Genomic DNA, 21,933 nt, shown 5'->3' with positions numbered 1-21,933 from the left:
TCAGCGACCTCCCCGGGCCGCCTGGCGCGGCGGCACGGTCAATGTGAACGGCTCCAGCCCAACAGCTTCGACGGGTGCCCCGCGCGCCGTCAGCCGGTGCGCGGACTGCACGTCCCGCTCCGTCGCCAGCGGCAATGTCGTGCACACCGCCGCGACGGCCGGGGCATAGGCCGACCGGCGTGCGGTCAGCGCTCCGAGCAAGACCTGGATGGGTACCCGGTGGGCGACCAGCAACTGGCGCCCCGCGTCGGGGTCCACGGTGGCAGCGAATTCCAGCACTACCGGAAGGTGGTCGGGTGCTTCGTCTTTCGGCGCCGGAACACCGGCGCCGTGGTACGTCTCGACAAAGGTGTGCATGTGGCTGCCGCGATTCCGGGTGTCACCGGCCGTCCAGTACGTCAGGTACATCGTGGCGCGCTTGTGCATGTCAAAGGTATCGACGTAGTCGATGGCGGCCTGTGACGGCGTCGTATCACGGAGCGCTGCAACGGATTCGCCGATCAGGGCCGCCGGCTCACCGCTGATACCGGCACGCAGCCGATCCACAGTGTCGAGCCGCTGCGGCCACCTCTCATCCGGATAGGTCAACAGCAATGACGCCGACTGCCACACCAATCGATCGGCCAGGGTGCGGTCCTTGCCCCAGAGCTTCATCTCGACCCTCCGCCGCGCCGGTTCGGGAACAGGCCCGACGGCGCTCCGCGGCCGTCCCAGTTCAGCAGGTTCAGCCGCGACGGGACCCGCTCGTTGGCCGCCATGCTCTCGCTGGTCTGCCGGTCGCGCAGCGCATGGAATGTCTCGACCGCCACCGGTACCGGCATGCCGCTGGCCTCACCGAACGGTCCGGACTCGTACATGCCCGGCCCACCGTCGAACGAGAGCGAGCACCCGGGTTCCTCCAGGCCAGGCAGTTCGGCGCTGTACGCCGTCGGAATCACATACCGCTCGTCGTATTTGGCGATCGCGAGCAGCCGGTACATGCTGTGCATCTGCTCTTCGGTCATGCCAACGGACTGCGGGATGTGCGGCTGGGTCTCGCGCCCCAGGTTGATGTCGCGCATATACGACCGCATGGCCGCCAGCCGTTTGAGCACGCGGTCGACCACCGCGGTGTCCCCCGCCGTGAACAACCCGGCCAGGTACTCCATCGGGATGCGCAGGGCGTCGATGGCGCCGAACAGATTGCCCAGTTCCTCGCCGTCATGGCCGTCCCGGCTGACGGCGTCGACCACCGGTGACAGCGGCGGGATGTACCAGACCATCGGCACGGTGCGAAATTCCGGATGCAGCGGGAGCGCGACCTCATAGGTCTGGATCAGCGCATAGATCGGAGAGTGCTGGGCGGCCTCGATCCACTCATCGGAGATCCCCGAAGCCCGCGCACCGGCGATGACCTCCGGATCCCCCGGGTCCAGCAGAATATCCCGCTGCGCGGCGTAGAGATCCTTGTCGTCCTCGACCGACGCCGCCGCGAGCACCCGGTCCATGTCGTACAACACCAGGCCCAGGTAGCGCAGCCTGCCGACGCAGGTCTCCGAGCACACCGTCGGCAGGCCCACCTCGATACGCGGGTAACACAGGGTGCACTTCTCGGCCTTACCGGTCTTGTGGTTGAAATACACCTTCTTGTAAGGACATCCGGAGACGCACATCCGCCAGCCGCGACACCGGTCCTGGTCGACGAGCACGATGCCGTCCTCGGCGCGCTTGTACATCGCACCCGACGGGCACGACGCCACACACGCGGGATTCAGACAATGCTCGCAGATCCGGGGCAGGTAGAACATGAAAGTCTGCTCGAGTTCAAGCTTCACCTGGTGGGAGACCTTCTGCAGGATCGGGTCATCCGGCACGATCTCGGTGGAACCGCCCAGGTTGTCATCCCAGTTGGCCGACCATGACACTTTCATCGGCTCGCCACTGATCAAGCTACGCGGCGGAGCCACCGGCATGTGCTCCCCCAGCGGTGCCGACATCAGGTTCTCGTAGTCGTAGGTCCACGGCTCGTAGTAGTCATCGATCGACGGCAGCTTGGGATTGGCGAAGATGCGGGCCAGCTTGGCGAACCGACCGCCATCGCGCAGTCGCAGCCGCCCGCGCTTGTCCCGCACCCAGCCGCCGCGCCACTTCTCCTGATCCTGGTATGTGCGTGGATACCCTTGCCCGGGACGGGTTTCCACGTTGTTGAACCACACGTACTCGGTGCCGGCCCGGTTCGTCCACGCCTGCTTGCAAGTCACCGAGCAGGTGTGGCAACCGATGCACTTGTCCAGATTCATCACCATCGCCATCTGGGCCATGACCTTCACTGGTACCGCACCTCCTGGCTACGACGGCGCACCACCGTCACCTCGTCACGTTGGTTTCCGGTCGGACCGAGGTAGTTGAACGCGAACGTCGTCTGCGCATATCCGCCCGCCAGATGCGTGGGCTTGATGTGCAGCCGGGTCAGCGAGTTGTGGATGCCACCACGCCGGCCGGTGGTCTCCGTGAGCGGCACGTCGATGGTGCGCTCCTGGGCGTGATAGACGTACACCAGGCCCGCCGGCATCCGGTGCGACACGATGGCCCGACACACCACCACGCCGTTGCGGTTCACCGCCTCGACCCAATCATTGTCCTGTACTTGAATTTTCGCGGCATCCCCTGGACTCATCCACATGGTCGGGCCACCGCGCGACAGCGACAGCATGAGCAAGTTGTCCTGGTACTCCGAATGGATCGACCATTTGGAATGCGGCGTCACGTATCGCACCGTCAGTCCCACCCCGTCACTCGAGCCCAACTCGGGTTCGCCGAACAACCGCGCCATGTCCAGCGGCGGCCGGTAAGTGGGCAGCTGTTCGCCGAGCTCCTCGAGCCAGTCGTGGTCGAGGTAGAAGTGCATGCGCCCGGTGAGCGTGTGGAACGGCTTGAGCAGTTCGATGTTCACCGTGAAGGGCGCGTAGCGGCGGCCGCCCGTCTCGCTGCCGGACCATTCTGGGCTGGTGATCACCGGAACCGGACGGGCCTGGGCGTCGGCGTACGTGACGCGCTTCTCCTCACTGCCCTCGGCCAACTGCACCAGCCGCCGGCCGGTGCGCCGTTCCAGCTCTTTGAAGCCCGCCACGGCAAGACGCCCGTTGGTCGTACCGGACAGCGCCAGGATGACGTCGGCCATCCGCTCGGCCGTCGTCACAGCCGGGCGGCCCTGGCCCGCACCGGAATCCATCACGCCGAACTTGACCGCGAGCTCTGCCACCTCGCGGTCGGGGATGGTGGTGATGCCCTTGGTGGTCAACCCGAGTGTGTCCACCAACGGGCCGAGCGTCGACCACTTCTCGGCGATCGCGCCGTAGTCGCGCTCCACCACGACCAGCGGCGCCATCGTCTTTCCCGGCACCGGAATCTCGCCGGTTTCACGCCAATCCTTCTGCACTCCAGCGGGATACGCCATCGCGCCGGGGGTGTCGTGCTGGAAAGCACCCATCACCACGTCGGTGCGGCTGCCCAGATGCTTGCGGGCCATCACGCTGAAGGCGCGGGCGATGGCACCGAACGCCTCGTAGTCCGACCGGGTTTCCCACGGCGGGTCGATGGCCGGCGTGAAGGCGTGCACGAACGGGTGCATATCGGTACTGGACAGATCGGCCTTCTCGTACCACGTCGCCGCCGGCAGCACCACGTCGGACAACATGGTCGTCGAGGTCATGCGGAAGTCGATCGACATCAGCAGGTCGAGCTTGCCTTCGGGCACGTCGTCGGGCCACACCACATCCCTGGGCCGCACCGCTTCTGGTGCCGGCTGCGCCTGCAGGTTCGAAGCGGTGCCCAGCAGGTGCTTCAAGAAATATTCGTTGCCCTTGCTGGACGAGCCCAGCAGATTCGCCCGCCAGACACTGAGCACCCGCGGCCAGTTCTTCGGATTGTCCGGGTCCGTGATCGCCAGCTTCAGCTCGCCCGAACCGAGTTGCCGGGCCACATAACCGGGGATGTCTGCACCGGCCGCGGCGGCTTCGTCGGCGAGGTCGAGGCTCGATCTGTCGAACTGCGGATAGAACGGATTCCAGCCCATGGCCGTCGATGAGGCCAGCACGTCCATAGTGTGCTTGCCGGTGAACAGATTCCGCCCCACCGGACTGGACAGGGCGTCGGCGCGGTAACCGTCGTAACGCCACTGATCGGCATGCACGTACCAATATGATGTGCCGGCCACTTGACGTGGTGGGCGCGACCAGTCGGTGCCCATCGCCATTGCCGCCCAGCCGGTCACCGGCCGGCATTTCTCTTGGCCGACATAGTGCGCCCAGCCACCGCCGTTGCGGCCCATGGCACCCGTGAGCAGCAGCATCGCCAGCACCGCGCGATAGGTGGCGTCGGCGTGGAACCACTGGCAGATGCCCGCGCCCATGATGATCATGGACCGACCGCCGGACTCCTCCGCGTTACGGGCGAACTCGCGCGCGATCCGAATCGCCTGCGCCGCAGGGACTCCGGTGATCGACTCCTGCCAGGCCGGAGTGTACGGCCGGGTGTCATCGTCGTACCCGGCCGGCCACTCGCCGGGCAGCCCCGGACGCGCCACCCCGTACTGCGCAAGCATCAGATCGAAGACCGTGCACACCGTGTGTTCGCCCACCTGTAACACCGGAACACCCCGCCGCAGCGTCTCGCCGTGGCCGTCGAGGGTGTCGAACGACGGCAGTACCACCTCAGCGGTCCCGGAACCGTGTTCGGCGACCGTCAACGCCGGCACGATGCTGCCGAGTTCCAGATTCCACTTGCCGACCCCGTCCTCGCCGAACCGGTGTCCCAGCGAGCCGTTGGGCACCGCGACCTGACGGGTGACCCCATCCAGCAATACCGGTTTGAACGCGGCGTACTCGACCTCGTGCCCGAGGTCGGCGGCCGTCAGGTTCTTGCCCGGCACCAAGCCCCCGCCCCGTTCTTCGAGCTTGATCAGGAACGGCAGATCGGTGAACTGCCGCACATAATCGATGAAGAACGGGACCCGTTTGCGGACAAAGCATTCCGACAAGATGACGTGGCCCATCGCCATGGCCAGCGCACCGTCGGTGCCGGCCGCACACGGCATCCACTCGTCGGCGAACTTCGTGTTGTCGGCATAGTCCGGGCTGACGGTGACCACCTTCGTGCCCCGGTAACGCACCTCTGCCATGAAGTGCGCATCAGGGGTACGGGTCACCGGGACGTTGGAACCCCACAGCATCAAATAAGCCGCGTCCCACCAGTCACCGGACTCCGGCACATCGGTCTGGTCCCCGAACACCTGCGGCGACGCCACCGGGAGGTCGGCGTACCAGTCGTAGAACGACGTCATCACGCCGCCGAGCAACTCGATGAACCGGGAACCCGCTGCGAATGACACCATCGACATCGCCGGGATCGGCGAAAACCCCGCGATCCGGTCCGGCCCGTGCTCTTTGATCGTGTGCACGTGCGCAGCGGCGATCATCTCGGTGGCCTCAGCCCACGTGATGCGCACCAGGCCACCCTTGCCGCGGGCCTGCTGGTAACGGCGCCGACGCTCGGGATCAGCCTGAATATCTGCCCACGCCAACACCGGATCACCCAGGCGGGCCTTGGCTTCCCGATACATGTCGACGAGGAGGCCGCACCCGTACGGGTAACGCACACGCGTCGGCGAATACGTATACCAGGAGAACGCCGCACCCCGCGGGCACCCGCGCGGCTCGTACTCGGGACGATCGGGACCCACCGACGGATAGTCGGTCTGCTGAGTCTCCCAGGTGATGATGCCGTCCTTGACGTACACCTTCCACGAACACGACCCCGTGCAATTGACGCCGTGGGTGGACCGCACCACCTTGTCGTGGCTCCACCTGTCGCGATAGAACACGTCGCCCTCACGACCACCTTGCCGCGTGACGATACGGCCGTCGTCGGACACCGTCCCGCCGGGAAAGAACCGCGCACTGTCGATCAGAAATTCCTCGATGCGCCCGCCCGCGTGAGCCTCGGATGTCACGACTGAACGGCCTCGCCCACCGGCCCGGGTATTACGCTGTGCTGCCCTACTGCGCCGCTGTCCGTCATCGCTGACCCCACCTCGCTCGCCGACCGCTCGGACCGAACACCGCAACGTGCCCGCCACCCAGACAAGCACGACTCATCGACGCGAGTATGAATTTCGTCGAAATGACGCGAACCAACAGCATCGCCGAAAGACCCGACCAGCCGACCCGATCATCCGAAAAGGAATAGCCTGGCAGCGAATTGGGCCTACTTTGCCGTCCGCCCAGGCAGTACTCGAGCCACCAGGTGGCACACCATCGCAACGAACGTCGCCGCCCAGGCCGCCAATGCCACCCAGCCCTCGGCGTCACCGAACGCGACCAGCACCGGCACGTCATCGGCCAGGCCGAGGTAATGACCCGCCACCCCGTACATGCCCAACGGGAAGACCATGCTCCACAGCGCGGTGACGTAGTTCAGCGGTACGCGCTGGACCAGATGCCGCCAGACACCGGCAGCGATGAGCGCCGGAATGAGCCAGGTCCCGAAGCCGAAGAACAGCACTGCCACGCCGGCGATCAGCCCGCGCGTCGCCGCGATCAGCGGGGTGTCGACCATCTGCACCATGCGGGCACCGGCCAGCACGGTAATTGCCGTGGCTCCCATCGCAATCCAATACGGCGGGGTGAGCTCCTGGGCACTGACCGGATACAGCAGCATGCGCACGGCGACCAGGATGGCAGCTGCCGCATAGAGGAACCCGCCGACCGACCAACACACGACGGCGAGCAGCGCCAGCTCTCGGTGCCAGGAACCGAGCATCGGTTGCAACGCGGCCGCCAACACCGCGACGGACTGGCTGGCGACCACTGCGAGAAACCACGTCCCGTTGACCTGTGACAACGTCGGCCCCTCCGGATGGCCGAGGACCGCGGTCCACGGAATCAGGTACCCGAGGATCAGCCAGGCCAGGAAACCGACGCCCAACAGCCACACCGCAGACCCGACATGCCCGTCGGCCAGCAACCGGGTGCCCAGCACATTGGTGCCTGCGACGAAGGTGAACATGGTGAAACTGCGCTGCGGGTCGGCCAGGTCCGCCCGAAAGCTGGCACCGAACAACATGATCCGTGCGAGATTGCCGGCGACCAGCACGACGTAGGCGATGCCCGCGATCCACAGCAGCAGCTCCGACACCGCCGCGACCCGATGCACGTGCATCGCGGTCGAAACCACGCCGGTCGCCATGACCAGTGCGAAGTAGCCCGGTTCCAGGGTGCGCACCGCCTCGCGGAGGCCACCCCGGCTTGCGTCACCAGTCATGCCGACAGCCAAACACGGCACCCTGGGGACTTGTGCACGATTCCCGCGTGGCGCGCGGAAAATCGTGCACTAATCGCAAGGGTACTCAGCCCAACGCGTCGGCGATCGGGACGGCGGCCGCGACCTTGGCCCGGTTCTTCATCACCTTGCCCGGCATGCCGCCGCCGACCACGCCGGCAACCGCCCCGTCGCGCTCGTAGAACGCCAGGAACTTGCGGCCGTCGTCTTCGACGATGTGCACGGTGTCGCCGGCCTTGGGCTCACCGAGGCACTGGATCTTGACGTCGTACTGATCGCTCCAGAAGTACGGCACCACCACGGCCGGGTTGGATTCCTGGCCCAGCATCGCCGGCACGATCGCCCGCGCCTGCTCGGCCACGTTGCTCCAATGTTCCACCCGCACTTGGTGTCCGGCGGCATCCCGCCACGAGGCCACGTCACCGATGGCCCAGACATTCGGCGCACTGGTGCGGCCGGCGGCGTCGCACACGACGCCGTTGTCGACCGCGATGCCGCTGCCCTCCAGCCAGTCCGTGGACGGGCGCGAACCGATACCGACGACGACGACGTCGGCGTCCAGTTCGGTGCCGTCTGCCAGCTGCACCTTCTCGACATGATCTGTGCCGGTCACGCCGGTGACCCCGACGCCGCACCGCACGTCGACGCCCTCGGCGCGGTGCAGGCGGGCCACCAGCTCGCCGATCTCGGTGCCCAGCACCGACGCCAGCGGCGTGGGCTGCGGCTCGACGATCGTCACATCGATACCCAGCGTGCGCAGGCTGGCCGCCACCTCACAACCGATGAACCCGGCGCCGATCACCACCGCGCGCTTGGCCGAACCGGCGTGCTCACGCAACGCCACCGACTCGTCGTAGGTGCGCAGCACCCGGATGCCGTCGAGGGCCGGCAGCGACGGGATGGTCCGGGGCACCAGACCCGTCGCGATGACCAGTTCCGCGTAGGCGACGACGTCACCGCTCGCGAGGGTCACGGTCTGGGCGTCGGTGTCCAGCTTGACCGCGCCCGAGCCCAGCAGCAGCGTGATGTTGTTCTCGTCGTAGAACTCGGCCGGTTTGAGGGTCGTGTCGTCGGTCTCGGCGCGCAGCACGTCCTTCGACAGCGGCGGCCGGTCGTAAGGCAGATGGACCTCATCGCTGATCAGGGTGATCGGCCCGGCGTACTCGGCCTTGCGCAGTTGCTCGGCGGTACGCGCGGCAGCCAGACCGCCACCGACGATGACGATGCCTCCGTTTGTAGTCACGTGGGCTTTCTTACACGATGCAGCCGACCGGAGGTCGGCCACCCTGTCCATCGCTGCTCAGCAGAGCACCAGGTGGCGTCGGCGCGGGGCTAGCCGTGCCCCCAGCCCCCGCGCACCCTGCGCTCCACGATGTTGGACAGCACCACGATGCTCTCGCTGCGTTCGATGGCCGCACTACCCCGGATGCGCTCCAGCACCGCCTCCAGATGCCTCATGTCCCGGGTCACCAGATGCAGGATCGCGTCGGAGGTGCCGGTCACCGTCGCGGCCGAGACCACCTCGGGAATGCCCTCCCAGGCTTCCCGCAGCTGGGCCGGTGTGATGGTGCCGTGACAGTACACCTGGACGTACGCCTCTGTCCCCCAACCGATTACATTGCGGTCGACGACGGTGGTGAAGCCGCGGATGACGCCGGTGGCGAGCAGCCGGTCGACGCGTCTCTTGACCGCGGGCGCGGAGAGGCCCACCCGTTCGCCGATCTCGGCGAACGTGGCGCGTGCGTTGTCCGCCAATTCGGCCAGGATGCGCTCATCGGTCTCGTCGACAGTTTCCACCGACCGCGTACCTCCGTCACGCAATAGATTGTCGAATCGCGAGTCTTCAAACAATAGATCTGTTACACACGCGCAACAAGCATCGATTGCTTGCACGCAATAGTGCTCCTACCATCGAATTATGACGATTACTGATGTCGTCAAGATGGCGACACCAAACGCGGGTTGGCGACCAGACCGGGTAGCCCGCCCTCGGCACTACGTGATGACCCGGCCGACGCATTTCGCCGTCGAGTACGCGATCAACCCCTGGATGGACACTTCTGAGAGCGTCGATACCGCGCTGGCGGTGCGGCAGTGGGAGCGTCTGGTCCAGACGTATCGGAGCCTGGGCCATACCGTCCAACTGGTCGACCCGATCCCCGGACTGCCCGACATGGTGTACGCCGCCAACGGCGGACTGGTGCTCGACGACGGGTTCGAGAAGGTCGCCATCATCGCCAGGTTCACCTACCCCCAGCGGACCGGCGAATCGGTGGCCTACGCCGGCTGGCTGCTCGACCACGGGTACTGCCCGCTGTACACCGAGCACACCAACGAGGGCCAGGGCGACCTGCTGATCATCGGCTCGAAGATATTGGCCGGCTATGGATTCCGAACGGACCGCCAGTCGCACGACGAGGTCGCCAAGTTGTCCGGGCTGCCGGTGGTCAGCCTGCAGCTGGTCAACCCCCGCTTCTACCACCTCGATACCGCCCTGGCCGTCCTCGACGACGAAACCATCGCGTTCTATCCCCCGGCCTTCGGCGCCACGTCGGTGGCGTTGCTGCGCAAGATGTTTCCGGGCGTCATCGAGGTCACCGATGCCGACGCCGACGTGCTCGGCCTCAACGCGGTTTCGGACGGACTGAACGTGGTTCATCCGGCCGCGGCCACGGGCTTCGCCGCCCAACTCGCCGCCGCTGGTTTCCGGCCCGTCGGTGTCGACTTGTCCGAATTGCTCAAGGGCGGCGGTTCGGTGAAGTGCTGCACACTGGAGGTGTACTCGACGTCATGCTGAAGGCCGTTGCGGGAACGCCGGGGGCATCCGGCAGCACGGCTGCGCTGATCGACCTCGAGAACCGCTACGCCGCACACAACTACGCCCCGCTGCCGGTTGTCGCGGCATCAGCTGACGGGGTGTGGATCACCGACCCCGAGGGCCGCAGCTATCTGGACTGCCTCGCGGCGTATTCGGCGGTCAATTTCGGTCACCGCAACCCTGAGATCCTCGCGACCGCCCACGCTCAGCTGGACACCGTGACGCTGGTCAGCCGCGCATTCCATTCCGACCGCCTCGGTCCATTCTGCGCGGCACTCGCCCAGCTGTGCGGCAAAGATCTGGTGCTGCCCATGAACAGCGGCGCGGAAGCCGTCGAGAGCGCGATCAAGGTCGCGCGCAAGTGGGGCCGGGACGTCAAAGGCGTGACGGAACCGAACATCATTGTGGCGCAGGGCAACTTCCATGGCCGCACCACGACGATCGTCAGCTTCTCCGACGACGAGACGGCGCGACAGGGCTTCGGCCCGTACACGCCCGGCTTTCGCTCGGTGCCGTTCGGGGACGCCGATGCGCTGGCCGCGGCCGTAGATGACAACACCGCCGCGGTGCTGATCGAACCGATCCAGGGCGAGGCCGGCATCATCGTGCCGCCGGACGGCTACCTGCCGCGGGTACGCGGCCTGTGCACCGAACGCAACGTGTTGATGATCGCCGACGAGATTCAGTCCGGCCTGGCCCGCACCGGCCGCACGTTCGCCTGCGACCACTGGGATGTCGTACCCGACGTCTACCTGCTGGGCAAGGCCCTGGGTGGGGGCGTCGTGCCGCTCTCGGCGGTGGTGGCCGACCGCGATGTGCTCGGCGTGCTGCATCCCGGCGAGCACGGGTCGACATTCGGCGGCAATCCGCTGGCCGCGGCCATCGGCACCACGGTGGTCGGCATGTTGCAGCGCGGCGAATTCCAGTCCAGGTCAACCGAACTCGGCCGGCACCTGCACGCGCGTCTGACCGCGATGATCGGGCAGGGCATCACCGCCGTGCGCGGGCTGGGCCTGTGGGCCGGCGTCGACCTCGACCCCGCCGTCGGCACGGGACGCGAGGTCAGTCTGCGGCTCGCCGAGCGCGGTGTGCTGACCAAGGACACGCACGGCCCGACGCTGCGGTTCGCCCCGCCGCTCGTGATCACCCCGGCCGAAATCGATTGGGCGATGGACCGATTCGCCGAGGTGCTGGCCGAACCGCCGGCGGCGCGGTGGTAAACCCATAGGATGCGCTTCAACCCGCCACCCAACTGGCCGCCGTTTCCACCCGACTGGCAGCCCGGCCCGGACTGGCAGCCGGATCCGTCGTGGCCACTGCCGCCGCCCGGATGGGCACTCTGGGTGGACGACCAATACCGTTACGCCCCAACAGAACCAGGCCCACCACGCCGGCCCGATGGACGCAAATGGTTGATTGTCGGCGGCGTGGTACTGGCCGTGGTGATCCTGGTGGCGGGCGGCACCGTCGTCGTCACAAAGCTATCCCGCAGCAACGGCGCGGCCCAAGGCGGAACGACGACAACACCGTTCAACGGCCTGACCATCGTGCCGACGCACCCACCGGAGCCGACGAACTTCAACGTCTGGAGCCGCGTCGGCGGGGTCGACGCCACATTCACCGACGACGGCCGGACGGTGCGCCTCGATCCACACGACGTCGCCGGCACCCCGATGACCACGTGGACAGGGCTGATCGAGCCCGGTGATCCGGCGTGCTCACTGCGGTTCACCGGACGGGTTCGCGGCGCTTCGAGCGGCTACGCCATCGGGCTCACCACCGCCAGCAGTCCGGCCGATCCGGATTCGGGCCCGATCCCGGCACCGGCCGACAACGACTGGCACGCAATCGACGTGACGATCACCAAGACCGGCGACGTCTCGGTGGACCTCGACGGCAAATCTGCGCTGCGGCGCGGGATAGCGCCCGGCTGCGGCCGGCCCGCGATCAGAGTCTCAAGAGGCGCAACGGAATTCACCGATGTGCTGGTCGGGCAGGCGGCTGGGTAGCTCAGTACTTCATGACGCCGCGGTCGACGGCGATCTGGGAGCCGGAGATGGTCCCCGCGCCCGGACCGGCCAACCAGGTCACCACGTCGGTGACCTCTTCCGGCGTCATGAATTCCTGCAGACCGGCCTTGCCGTCGTGTGAGACGGGCTTGTACGGCATCGGTGCGAAGCTGTGCAGGTAGTTCGGGTACTTGGCGAAGATCGCGCCCATGGCGTCCGGCTCGATCATCGGCGTCATGATCGAGTAGGGGTGGATCGAGTTGACCCGGATGCCGAACTCGCCCACCTCGAGTGCCAGTGCGTTGGTCAGACCGACGAGGCCGAACTTGGAGGCCGCGTAGTGGCCGTTGCCCGGCGTCGCCTTGAGTCCGGCCGAGGAGCTGACGATGATGATCGAGCCACCGTTGCCGGCCTCGATCATCGCCGGCACCACCGCCCGGATGGTGCGCCAGGTGCCGGACAGGTTGACATTGACGACGCTGTCCCACTGGTCTTCGTCCATCTCGAACAGCCGTCCCCAGCTCAGGACGCCCGCATTGGCGACCAGGATGTCGAGCCGGCCGAACTGCTCGACGGCGTCGGCGACGACCTGCTTCTGGGCGGCCAGGTCGCGGATGTCGACCGCACGGGCGAGGACCTTGCGGCCTTCGGCCTCGACCAGGCGCGCGGTCTCGGCGAGATCGTCCGACGTCGGCATGGGATAGGTGATGGTGTCCGACACGGGACCACAGATGTCGATGGCCACGACGTCGGCGCCTTCGCGCGCGAACCGGATGGCGTGCGCCCGGCCCTGGCCCCGGGCCGCCCCGGTAACAAACGCCACCTTGCCTTCGAGTGCTCCGCCTGCCGCCATTGCCAGTCCTTCCATCACAGTTCGCGCGAGTTCTTAGCCAGGCTAGCAGCAAAACTGAAACGTGTTCTAGTAATGTCCGGACAGCGGGACAGCTAGAGCTCGGCGATGATCTGGGTGCGCTTCGCGGTGTACTCGGCCTCGCTGATGGTGCCCATCGCGCGCAGTGTCTCGATCTCCTGCAGCCGCTGCGCGGCCGACGGCGACGGTGGCGACACGACGGGTGGCGCCGCGGCGGCGGGTGCCGCCGTGGGCCCACGCTCGGCGGCCGTGGCCCGCCGCACCACATCCATGACCTGTTGCCGCACTGCCGGATTCGACCGCAGATCGGCCATCCCATCGAGCGGCACCCCATTGGCCTTCAAGATCTGCAGGATGTCCATGATCGGGCCCGCACGCCCGGTCAGATCGTAGGTGCGGCCGTCCTGCTCCGACGTCAACCGGACCGGCATCATGCCCGACACCAATGCGCTTCTCTGCCAGTCGATGTGGAACTTGTTGGTGGCCGGATCGACCAACACGACCAGCTTGCGTCCCGTGAGCATCGGCAACCGGCTCACCGACGCGAGCACCTTGTCCTGGGCATCGAACGGAGCCAGGCCCGGTCCTGATATGTGCAGATTGAGCCTCACCAGCGGTTGCTCGTTGATCCGCGTGCCCGTCTCGCCCATTCCGGTGACCTCGGCCAGCCCGAGTACACCACCGGCTTCCAGCGCCTGCAGCTCCGCCGACTGCTTGGCGCCGAAGTTCGCCAGGGCCAGCGCGACCAGTACGTCGATGCCCGTGACCAGCAGACCGGTCCAGAACATCCACTTCAGCAGCTCGTCCTGGCCGGAGAAGAAGTACACCGCCAGGAAGATCGGCCCCACGAGCCCGCCGCACAGCAGCACCATGGCCTGAGCCTTGAGGTAACGCACCAACATTTCAGCCACGCTCCTTGGATCAGCCGAACCGCTGCGAGGAACTCTAAGTGTGGCGTCAGTCGGCGAGGACGTCCAACAAGATGAAGGAAAAATTATCGGCGGCACCGTTGGTCCGGGCCGTCCCGATGATGATCGCCGCGCCATCGGCCCGGTCGTTGCATGACGTGGCCGCCTGCAGGTCGTGATGCTCCATCTGGCCGTGCACACCGTCCGAGCACATCAAATAGCTACCCGGCTGCAGCGGCGTCGCGGTCAGGTGGGCGGCGATGGGCACGCCCTGGCCCAGCGACTGCGTGATGATGTTGGTGGGCCGGCCCGACGCGTCGAGCACGGCGTCGTCGACCGACACCTGGGTCAGCGTCTCCCCGTCGATCGAATACACGCGACTGTCCCCGACGTTGAAGACGATCACCTCGTCCGCCGTCAGGCACACGCCCGCGATGGTCGTGCCCATGCCGGCCAACTCGGTGTCTCGGCCCATGTCGTAGAGCCAGTCACTGACGTACGACAGCGACGACGCGATGTCGTCGCCTCCGGTCCAGCCGGGCGACATGGTCGCAATCATGCTGAGCGCCGTCCGGCTGGCCACATCGCCGCCGACGTGCCCGCCCATGCCGTCGCACACCGCGCAGACGAACGGAAACCCGGGCTGCATCCGCATGTCCACCAGGACACCGTTGTGTGTCTGGCTGACCCAGCCGCCGACCATAACGGCATCTTCATTGCGCTTGCGCCGTAGTCCGGTGTCGGTGAATGCCCGCACGTTCACTCGCACGACAGGCCACCCCTCATCGCGTTCCCCTCCATCGCGAACGATCCTGCCATCTTGCCCGCAAGTACCATGCGTCGACACCTCTTTCTCGCCGCAAAACAAAGCGCCGCCCACCCGAAGGTGAGCGGCGCTCCGCCTGGAAAAACTAGATCACTTGATGATCTTGGTAACGCGACCCGCGCCGACGGTACGACCGCCCTCACGGATGGCGAAACGCAGACCCTCGTCCATGGCGACCGGCTGGATCAGCACGACGGAGATGTCGGTGTTGTCACCGGGCATCACCATCTCGGTGCCCTCGGGCAGAGTCACAACGCCCGTCACGTCCGTGGTACGGAAGTAGAACTGCGGACGGTAGTTGTTGAAGAACGGCGTGTGGCGACCGCCCTCGTCCTTGGACAGGATGTAGACGCTGCCCTCGAACTCGGTGTGCGGGGTGGTGGTGCCGGGCTTCACGACGACCTGGCCACGCTCGACCTCTTCGCGCTTGATACCACGAACCAGCAGACCGACGTTGTCGCCGGCCTGGCCCTGGTCGAGCAGCTTGCGGAACATCTCGACACCGGTGACGGTGGTCTTGGTCGTGGTCGGGCGGATGCCGACGATCTCGACCTCTTCGTTGACGTTGATCACGCCACGCTCGACACGGCCGGTCACCACGGTGCCACGACCGGTGATGGTGAAGACGTCCTCAACGGGCATCAGGAACGGCTTGTCGGTCTCGCGAACCGGGTCCGGGATGGACTCGTCGACGGCCTCCATGAGCTCCTCGACCGACTTCACCCAGGTGGCGTCGCCCTCGAGCGCCTTCAGCGCCGAGACGCGGACCACGGGGGCGTCCTCGTCGAAGTCCTGAGCGGCCAGCAGTTCGCGGACCTCCATCTCGACGAGCTCCAGGAGCTCCTCGTCCTCAACCATGTCGGACTTGTTCAGCGCGACGAGGATGTAGGGCACGCCGACCTGGCGGGCGAGCAGCACGTGCTCACGGGTCTGCGGCATCGGGCCGTCGGTGGCGGCGACCACGAGGATTGCGCCGTCCATCTGGGCGGCACCGGTGATCATGTTCTTGATGTAGTCAGCGTGACCGGGGGCGTCGACGTGCGCGTAGTGACGCTTCTCGGTCTGGTACTCCACGTGGGAGATGTTGATCGTGATACCGCGCTGACGCTCCTCGGGCGCGTTGTCGATCTGGTCGAATGCACGCGATTCGTTCAAATCGGGGTACTTGTCGTGCAGAACCTTGGTGATTGCTGCAGTCAGCGTGGTCTTGCCGTGGTCAACGTGACCGATGGTCCCGATGTTGACGTGCGGCTTCGTCCGCTCGAACTTCGCCTTCGCCACTTCTGTGTCCTCCTGGACTTGTTGGTGCTTGGTTAAGCAGGTGTGTTAACAGTGTTCAGTTGTGTGGTCCGCCAGGGACGCCGGTCAGAGACTACTGGCCCGTCGCCTTGGCGATGATCTCCTTCGACACGTTCGCCGGAACTTCGGCGTACGAGTCGAACACCATGGAGTAGTTCGCTCGACCCTGGGTCTTCGACCGGAGGTCGCCGACGTAGCCGAACATTTCGGACAGCGGAACCTGTGCCTTGACGACACGCGCACCGCTGCGCTCCTCCATGGCCTGGATCTGGCCACGGCGGGAGTTCAGGTCGCCGATCACTTCACCCATGTAATCCTCGGGCGTGGTGACCTCGACGGCCATGATCGGTTCGAGGATGACCGGCTGCGCACTCTGTGCAGCCTTCTTCAGCGCCTGCGAACCGGCGACCTTAAAGGCCATTTCCGACGAGTCGACGTCGTGGTACGCGCCGTCGAGCAGCGTCAGCTTCAGGTTCACCAGCGGGTAGCCGGCCAAGATGCCGTACTGCATGGCGTCCTGCGCACCGGCATCCACCGACGGGATGTACTCACGCGGAACGCGGCCACCGGTGACCTTGTTCTCGAACTCGTAGGTCGCGCCATCTTCGCCGACGAACGGCTCGATGCTGATGATGACCTTCGCGAACTGGCCCGAACCACCGGTCTGCTTCTTGTGGGTGTACTCCACGTTCTGCACGGCCTTGCGGATGGTCTCGCGGTAAGCAACCTGCGGCTTGCCGACGTTGGCCTCGACCTTGAACTCGCGACGCATGCGGTCCACCAGGATGTCCAGGTGGAGCTCGCCCATACCGCCGATGACGGTCTGGCCGGTCTCCTGGTCCAGGTGCACCTTGAAGGTCGGGTCTTCTTCGGCGAGCTTCTGGATCGCCGTGCCCAGCTTCTCCTGGTCACTCTTGGTCTTGGGCTCGATGGCCACCTCGATGACCGGGTCCGGGAAGGTCATGGACTCCAGAACGATCTGGTTGCTCGGGTCGCACAAGGTGTCACCGGTGGTGGTGTCCTTGAGGCCGATGACCGCGTAGATGTGACCGGCCGCGGCCGAGTCCACAGGGTTCTCCTTGTTGGAGTGCATCTGGAACAGCTTGCCCAGACGCTCCTTCTTGCCCTTGGTCGAGTTGATGACCTGGGCACCGGAGTCGACCTTGCCCGAGTAGACGCGCACGTAGGTCAGCTTGCCGAAGAACGGGTGCGTGGCAACCTTGAAAGCCAGGCCCGAGAACGGCTCGTCGGCCGACGGCTTACGCGAGATGATCTCGTCTTCCTTGCCCGGGACGTGGCCCTCGGCGGCCGGCACGTCCAGCGGGGTCGGCAGGTAGTCGATGACCGCGTCGAGCATGGGCTGCACACCCTTGTTCTTGAACGCGGAACCACACAGCACCGGGTAGGCGGCGCTGGTGACGGTCAGCTTGCGCAGGCCGCCCTTGATCTCCTCGATGGTCAGCTCTTCGCCGCCCAGGTACTTCTCCATGAGCTCGTCGTCGGTCTCGGCGACGGCCTCGATCATCGCGGTGCGGTACTCAGCGGCCTTCTCCTGAAGGTCGGCCGGGATGTCGATGGTCTCGTACTTCTCACCGAGCTTGGTCTCGCCGCGCCAGACCTTGGCCTTCATCTCGACCAGGTCGACGACGCCCTCGAAGTCACCTTCGGAGCCGATCGGCAGCTGGATCGGGATGACGTTCGCGCCGAGGCGGTCCTTCATGGTCTGGACCGAGAAGTAGAAGTCGGCGCCCAGCTTGTCCATCTTGTTGACGAAGCAGATACGCGGCACGTCGTACTTGTCGGCCTGGCGCCACACCTGCTCGGACTGCGGCTCCACGCCTTCTTTGCCGTCGAACACGGCAACGGCACCGTCGAGCACGCGCAGCGAACGCTCCACCTCGACGGTGAAGTCGACGTGGCCCGGGGTGTCGATGATGTTGATCTGGTTGTCGTTCCAGAAACAGGTGGTGGCAGCGGAGGTGATGGTGATGCCACGCTCCTGCTCCTGCTCCATCCAGTCCATGGTGGCCGCGCCGTCATGGACCTCACCGATCTTGTACGAGATACCGGTGTAGAAGAGGATGCGCTCCGTCGTCGTCGTCTTGCCGGCGTCGATGTGCGCCATGATGCCGATGTTGCGGACCTTGTTCAGGTCGGTCAGCACGTCCTGTGCCACGGCTTGGTTCCCACTCTTTCAGTTGCTTTGGTGAATCCGCGTCGCCCGGAAGGGCGGTCAGTTGTGAATCAGATGCGCCGGCCGCCGACATTGGCGGCCGGCGATTGAGTCACCAGCGGTAGTGCGCGAAGGCCCGGTTCGCCTCGGCCATCTTGTGGGTGTCCTCGCGTCGCTTGACGGCGGCACCCAGACCGTTGCTGGCGTCCAGGATTTCGTTGGCCAGGCGCTCGACCATGGTCTTCTCGCGGCGAGCCTTCGAGAAGCTGACCAGCCAGCGCAGCGCCAGCGTGGTCGAGCGGTCCGGACGAACCTCAACCGGCACCTGGTAGGTCGCGCCACCGACACGGCGGCTGCGGACCTCGAGGGACGGCTTGACGTTGTCCATGGCGCGCTTCAGCGTCACGACGGGGTCGGTGCCGGTCTTCTCACGAGCCTGCTCCAGGGCGCCATAGACGATGCGCTCGGCCAGCGACTTCTTGCCGTCCAGCAGCACCTTGTTGACGAGCTGGGTGACCAGCTGAGAACCGTAGACCGGGTCGTTGACCAGCGGCCGCTTCGGCGCGGGGCCCTTGCGTGGCATTAGCTCTTCTCCTTCTTGGCGCCGTAGCGGCTGCGTGCCTGCTTGCGGTTCTTGACACCCTGGGTGTCCAGCGAGCCGCGGATGATCTTGTAGCGCACACCGGGGAGGTCCTTCACACGACCGCCACGCACGAGCACCATCGAGTGCTCCTGCAGGTTGTGGCCTTCACCCGGGATGTAGGCCGTGACCTCAACCTGGCTCGTCAGCTTCACGCGGGCGACCTTGCGCAGAGCCGAGTTCGGCTTCTTGGGGGTGGTGGTGTACACGCGGGTGCACACACCACGGCGCTGCGGGCTGCCCTTGAGTGCCGCGGTCTTGACCTTGGTGGTCTTATCGTGGCGACCCTTGCGGACCAGCTGGTTGATGGTTGGCATCTATCGGCTTTCTCTATTGCGTGTCGTACTGCGGTTTAAGTCTCTGTACTGCGGTTTTCACCCAATCGCATACCCCGCGTCCGGGCGTGTCGCACGCGGCCAGGCACAAACCTTGCGGTGCACCACGGACATGCGAATTGGCCCGGCGTGCAGGCTTGCCCGCAAACACAATGAATGCAAGCGCCCAGTCGGCCAGGCACGAACCACCACGATACCAGTACGGACCGCCACGATCCAAACCCGGCCAGAGCACTCAAACCGCAGGTCAGAGGGGTTCGGCCCGGACCGTGATCAACACCTTATGGCTGACGGTACGCCTGTCGGGCCATCAGAACCACTCCGAGGATGACCGCGAAGATCACCACCAGACCGCCACCGAGAACCGCGATCCGTGGCAGCGTCCAGAACGTCGGAGCGATCTGTTTCGACTGCACCGCCTGCACCGATACCGGTAATGGCAGCGCCCCGCCGGCCACCACCGCGGCGAACGACTTCGCCGAATCAGCGGTGAACTGCCCATGGATCTGCGTGCGCCCGGTCGTGATGGGCTCGAGCAGCGCCGGCGCGCTGACCACCTGGGTGTCGACGGTGAAGGCGGTCCGGGCGCCGAGGTTGGCACCGGTGAACGTCGACCAGATGCCGGCAGCCTTGTCGTCGAACGTGACGAAGACGACGTAGTCGCCGCGCTGCCCACCCTGCCGGGCCGAGGCCTCCTTGATCTGATCGCCGCTGATGATGGACTTGTCCAGCAGATACACCTGCTTGTGGTCGTCCGAGCACGTGACCAGCGGCAGATTCGGGTCGTCATGGTCGGCCAGCAGGTCCGGCTGCGCGCAGCGGGTCGCCTGGAACTGCAGCGCCAGCAGCTGGATCTGCGGCTGCGTGCTCTGCCGCAGCGCCTTTTCATCAGCGATGCGCCGGCTGTCGGCCACCGGCGGGGTCCGCGGTGCGGGCGCCGTGTCCGAGTTCGCCGCAATCGCATGGATCACCGGCCTTATATAGAGGCGGCCGATCGCGGTGACGCCCCGCAGTTGGGCTTCGGTCACGTCGGTGGCCGTGACCTTGAGGGTGTTTCCGTCCAGCCCGACGGCCACGTCGTGTCCGCCGAGGTGGCCGATCCGCGATTCGACGATCTTCCGCGTCTGCGCCAGCGCGTCGGGGGTCGGCGCCATGCCGGGCAGCGGCTGAATCTCGAACGACGCCTGCACGACCGGCCGGGGTGCGCCGGGGCGCCAGATGTCCCTGGTCACGAACACCGTGACCCCATAGCTCAGGACCAGCACTGCCAGAACCAGGGCCACCAGCCACCGGGGCACTCCGGAGTGCGCAGGGGCGAGCGGTGGCGGCGGCCAGGCGGGCGGCGGTCCCGGCGGGAATCCCGGCGGCACGAAGCCGGGCGGCACCAAGCCGGGCGGCGTCTCCGGGGAGGGCGGCGGCTGGGGCGGCTGCCACCCGCTTTGATCTTCAGGCATCGCGCGGTTCCCCGATCAAGCCGAGTCGCGCTCGTTCATCCCCCGCGCCAGTCGCACCACCATGTCGGTGAACACCGCGTCGGTGTCGACACCGTCCATCACACCGGTCATCTCGAGCAGCACGAAGCCGTGCAGGGCGGACCAGAACTCCAGCGCTGCGTAGAAGGCGTTCTCGCCGTCGAGTCCGTAGGACGCCAGGACCGCGATGACGGGTCCGGCTGCCGCGTGCGTCGCCGCGGTGTATTCGGGGTCGTCGCCGCCCAGGGGCATCCGGGTGAACGCCGAGTACCGGCCCGGATGGTGATGCGCGTAGCTGCGATAGGCGCTGGCCATCGCCATCACGGCGTCGTCCCGGCTCCGACCCCCGCCCACTGTGTTGAGCATGCCGATGATGTCGTCGATGACGCGCATCCGGACCGTGCGCCGCAGGTCATCCAGGCTCTGCACGTGGTTGTACAGCGACGGCCCCTTGGTGCCCAGCTGATTGGCCAGCGCGTTGATGGTCAGCGCATCCCAGCCCTCGCGGTCCAAGAACGTCAGGGCCGCGCTGACGATAGAGTCCCGGCTGAGCTTCGTGGCGCGCGCAGTCGCCCGCGACCGCGCCGGCGCAGCCGGTCGGGCATCCCCAACGGCTTGCGACTCTGGGCGAGGTGCCATCTGCGCGATCCTCCGGTGTTCTATCTTTGAGTTCAACCGGCCGCGGCGCGACGAGTTAACTAATGACTCTAACCTCTAGACGCTGCAGATTCATGGCCATTTGGGCGAATCTTGTAACCGCGTCTCATGGCAAGTCCCACAGAACGGACCAACCTCCTCCGCGGCACCTCCCCGCAACGTAGGCTCCCAGATACCGCACCACGGTGCACATCATCGCCAGAGCAGAACGAAGGGGACCATCGTGATTCGCAAAGCGTGGGGAACCGCATTGGTTGCCGGACTGCTGACGGTCCCGTTCACGGTCAGCGCGCCGAACGCCGCCGCGGTCAACGACGACACCCACATCGTCGGCACGGGCCTCACGCAGACCATCGACTGCCACGGCGGCACCCTGTTCGTCAACGGGAGCGGCAACACCGTCAACGCGTTCGGGACCTGCTGGGCGGTGACCGTGCAGGGCTCGTCCAACACCGTCATCGCCGACACGATCGTCAATGACGTCACCGCCTACGGCTTCAATCAGACGGTCGTATTCCACAATGGGGATCCGGCACTCATCGACATCGGTCACCAACTGGGATTGGGCAACCGGCTCAACAAGATCCCCTGACCGGTTCCGGCATCGG

At 66.1% G+C, this 21,933-nt stretch carries 19 protein-coding genes; 4 read left to right on the top strand and 15 right to left on the bottom strand.

Going from position 1 to position 21,933, the window contains the following annotated elements:
- The 6 genes from narJ to AC3WTE_RS16710 form a co-directional block, all read right to left on the bottom strand.
- Positions 1 to 654: a nitrate reductase molybdenum cofactor assembly chaperone gene (gene narJ, locus AC3WTE_RS16735; RefSeq protein WP_492439164.1), complete on the bottom strand. Its 654-nt coding sequence runs from the start codon at positions 652 to 654 to the stop codon at positions 1 to 3.
- Positions 651 to 2,309, bottom strand: a complete 1,659-nt coding sequence (gene narH / locus AC3WTE_RS16730; protein ID WP_492439162.1) for a nitrate reductase subunit beta — start codon at positions 2,307 to 2,309, stop codon at positions 651 to 653. The genes narJ and narH overlap by 4 nt, the downstream gene beginning before the upstream one ends.
- Positions 2,306 to 5,989 carry a nitrate reductase subunit alpha gene (locus tag AC3WTE_RS16725; RefSeq protein ID WP_492439160.1) on the bottom strand — a complete coding sequence of 1,228 codons (3,684 nt, stop codon included), beginning with the start codon at positions 5,987 to 5,989 and terminating at the stop codon, positions 2,306 to 2,308. The genes narH and AC3WTE_RS16725 overlap by 4 nt, the downstream gene beginning before the upstream one ends.
- A 254-nt stretch (positions 5,990 to 6,243) precedes the next feature.
- Complete coding sequence (locus AC3WTE_RS16720) at positions 6,244 to 7,299, bottom strand: tellurite resistance/C4-dicarboxylate transporter family protein (protein ID WP_492439158.1); 1,056 nt, start codon at positions 7,297 to 7,299, stop codon at positions 6,244 to 6,246.
- 85 nt (positions 7,300 to 7,384) lie between these two features.
- Entirely contained in the window at positions 7,385 to 8,611 is a 1,227-nt protein-coding gene (locus AC3WTE_RS16715) for an NAD(P)/FAD-dependent oxidoreductase (RefSeq protein ID WP_492439156.1), read from the bottom strand.
- Between the two features lie 38 nt (positions 8,612 to 8,649).
- Entirely contained in the window at positions 8,650 to 9,114 is a 465-nt protein-coding gene (locus AC3WTE_RS16710; RefSeq protein WP_492439155.1) for an Rv2324 family transcriptional regulator, read from the bottom strand.
- A gap of 121 nt (positions 9,115 to 9,235) precedes the next feature.
- Between AC3WTE_RS16710 and ddaH the strand changes: the two genes are divergently transcribed.
- Genes ddaH through AC3WTE_RS16695 form a run of 3 tightly spaced genes read left to right on the top strand, consistent with a single transcriptional unit; the run spans position 9,236 to position 12,144 of the window.
- Positions 9,236 to 10,114, top strand: a complete 879-nt coding sequence (gene ddaH / locus AC3WTE_RS16705; protein WP_492439153.1) for a dimethylargininase — start codon at positions 9,236 to 9,238, stop codon at positions 10,112 to 10,114.
- On the top strand, positions 10,108 to 11,355 hold the full coding sequence (gene rocD / locus AC3WTE_RS16700; protein WP_492439151.1) for an ornithine--oxo-acid transaminase: 1,248 nt from the start codon (positions 10,108 to 10,110) through the stop codon (positions 11,353 to 11,355). The genes ddaH and rocD overlap by 7 nt, the downstream gene beginning before the upstream one ends.
- A gap of 9 nt (positions 11,356 to 11,364) precedes the next feature.
- Positions 11,365 to 12,144, top strand: coding sequence for a hypothetical protein (locus AC3WTE_RS16695; protein ID WP_492439149.1), 780 nt, complete (start codon positions 11,365 to 11,367; stop codon positions 12,142 to 12,144).
- A gap of 1 nt (position 12,145) precedes the next feature.
- Here the strand turns inward: AC3WTE_RS16695 and AC3WTE_RS16690 are convergent, their stop codons facing one another.
- The 9 genes from AC3WTE_RS16690 to AC3WTE_RS16650 form a co-directional block, all read right to left on the bottom strand.
- A complete protein-coding gene (locus tag AC3WTE_RS16690; protein ID WP_492439147.1) occupies positions 12,146 to 12,997 on the bottom strand; it encodes a mycofactocin-coupled SDR family oxidoreductase in 852 nt (283 codons plus the stop codon).
- 92 nt (positions 12,998 to 13,089) lie between these two features.
- Positions 13,090 to 13,917 (bottom strand): SHOCT domain-containing protein, encoded by an 828-nt coding sequence (locus AC3WTE_RS16685; RefSeq protein ID WP_492439217.1) that lies wholly within the window; start codon positions 13,915 to 13,917, stop codon positions 13,090 to 13,092.
- 55 nt (positions 13,918 to 13,972) lie between these two features.
- Positions 13,973 to 14,692 carry a PP2C family protein-serine/threonine phosphatase gene (locus AC3WTE_RS16680; protein ID WP_459366680.1) on the bottom strand — a complete coding sequence of 240 codons (720 nt, stop codon included), beginning with the start codon at positions 14,690 to 14,692 and terminating at the stop codon, positions 13,973 to 13,975.
- A 147-nt stretch (positions 14,693 to 14,839) separates the two neighbouring features.
- Positions 14,840 to 16,030, bottom strand: coding sequence for an elongation factor Tu (tuf, locus tag AC3WTE_RS16675; protein ID WP_138232222.1), 1,191 nt, complete (start codon positions 16,028 to 16,030; stop codon positions 14,840 to 14,842).
- 91 nt (positions 16,031 to 16,121) lie between these two features.
- Positions 16,122 to 18,224, bottom strand: coding sequence for an elongation factor G (fusA, locus tag AC3WTE_RS16670; protein ID WP_492439144.1), 2,103 nt, complete (start codon positions 18,222 to 18,224; stop codon positions 16,122 to 16,124).
- A 109-nt stretch (positions 18,225 to 18,333) separates the two neighbouring features.
- Entirely contained in the window at positions 18,334 to 18,804 is a 471-nt protein-coding gene (gene rpsG / locus AC3WTE_RS16665) for a 30S ribosomal protein S7 (RefSeq protein ID WP_020101372.1), read from the bottom strand.
- A complete protein-coding gene (gene rpsL, locus AC3WTE_RS16660; protein ID WP_133759556.1) occupies positions 18,804 to 19,178 on the bottom strand; it encodes a 30S ribosomal protein S12 in 375 nt (124 codons plus the stop codon). The genes rpsG and rpsL overlap by 1 nt, the downstream gene beginning before the upstream one ends.
- 299 nt (positions 19,179 to 19,477) lie before the next feature.
- A complete protein-coding gene (locus AC3WTE_RS16655; RefSeq protein WP_492439142.1) occupies positions 19,478 to 20,650 on the bottom strand; it encodes a SecDF P1 head subdomain-containing protein in 1,173 nt (390 codons plus the stop codon).
- Positions 20,651 to 20,665: 15 nt separating this feature from the next.
- Complete coding sequence (locus AC3WTE_RS16650) at positions 20,666 to 21,307, bottom strand: TetR/AcrR family transcriptional regulator (RefSeq protein WP_459366682.1); 642 nt, start codon at positions 21,305 to 21,307, stop codon at positions 20,666 to 20,668.
- Between the two features lie 241 nt (positions 21,308 to 21,548).
- Here AC3WTE_RS16650 and AC3WTE_RS16645 point away from each other — a divergent pair, with 241 nt between their 5' ends.
- On the top strand, positions 21,549 to 21,917 hold the full coding sequence (locus tag AC3WTE_RS16645; protein WP_492439140.1) for a DUF3060 domain-containing protein: 369 nt from the start codon (positions 21,549 to 21,551) through the stop codon (positions 21,915 to 21,917).
- Positions 21,918 to 21,933 lie beyond the last annotated feature (16 nt).

It is taken from the genome of Mycobacterium sp. FW102-FHT13B02 (assembly GCF_058790275.1).
The sequence above is the reverse complement of the archived record's forward strand: the minus strand, read 5'-3'. Positions and strand labels throughout refer to the sequence as shown.

Coding starts and splice junctions, on each gene's coding strand:
- narJ (WP_492439164.1), bottom strand. CDS start 654: ATGAAGCTCTGGGGCAAGGACCGCACCCTGGCCGATCGATTGGTGTGG.
- AC3WTE_RS16720 (WP_492439158.1), bottom strand. CDS start 7,299: ATGACTGGTGACGCAAGCCGGGGTGGCCTCCGCGAGGCGGTGCGCACC.
- AC3WTE_RS16715 (WP_492439156.1), bottom strand. CDS start 8,611: ATGGACAGGGTGGCCGACCTCCGGTCGGCTGCATCGTGTAAGAAAGCC.
- ddaH (WP_492439153.1), top strand. CDS start 9,236: ATGACGATTACTGATGTCGTCAAGATGGCGACACCAAACGCGGGTTGG.
- rocD (WP_492439151.1), top strand. CDS start 10,108: ATGCTGAAGGCCGTTGCGGGAACGCCGGGGGCATCCGGCAGCACGGCT.
- AC3WTE_RS16695 (WP_492439149.1), top strand. CDS start 11,365: ATGCGCTTCAACCCGCCACCCAACTGGCCGCCGTTTCCACCCGACTGG.
- AC3WTE_RS16690 (WP_492439147.1), bottom strand. CDS start 12,997: ATGGCGGCAGGCGGAGCACTCGAAGGCAAGGTGGCGTTTGTTACCGGG.
- AC3WTE_RS16685 (WP_492439217.1), bottom strand. CDS start 13,917: ATGTTGGTGCGTTACCTCAAGGCTCAGGCCATGGTGCTGCTGTGCGGC.
- rpsG (WP_020101372.1), bottom strand. CDS start 18,804: ATGCCACGCAAGGGCCCCGCGCCGAAGCGGCCGCTGGTCAACGACCCG.
- rpsL (WP_133759556.1), bottom strand. CDS start 19,178: ATGCCAACCATCAACCAGCTGGTCCGCAAGGGTCGCCACGATAAGACC.
- AC3WTE_RS16655 (WP_492439142.1), bottom strand. CDS start 20,650: ATGCCTGAAGATCAAAGCGGGTGGCAGCCGCCCCAGCCGCCGCCCTCC.
- AC3WTE_RS16650 (WP_459366682.1), bottom strand. CDS start 21,307: ATGGCACCTCGCCCAGAGTCGCAAGCCGTTGGGGATGCCCGACCGGCT.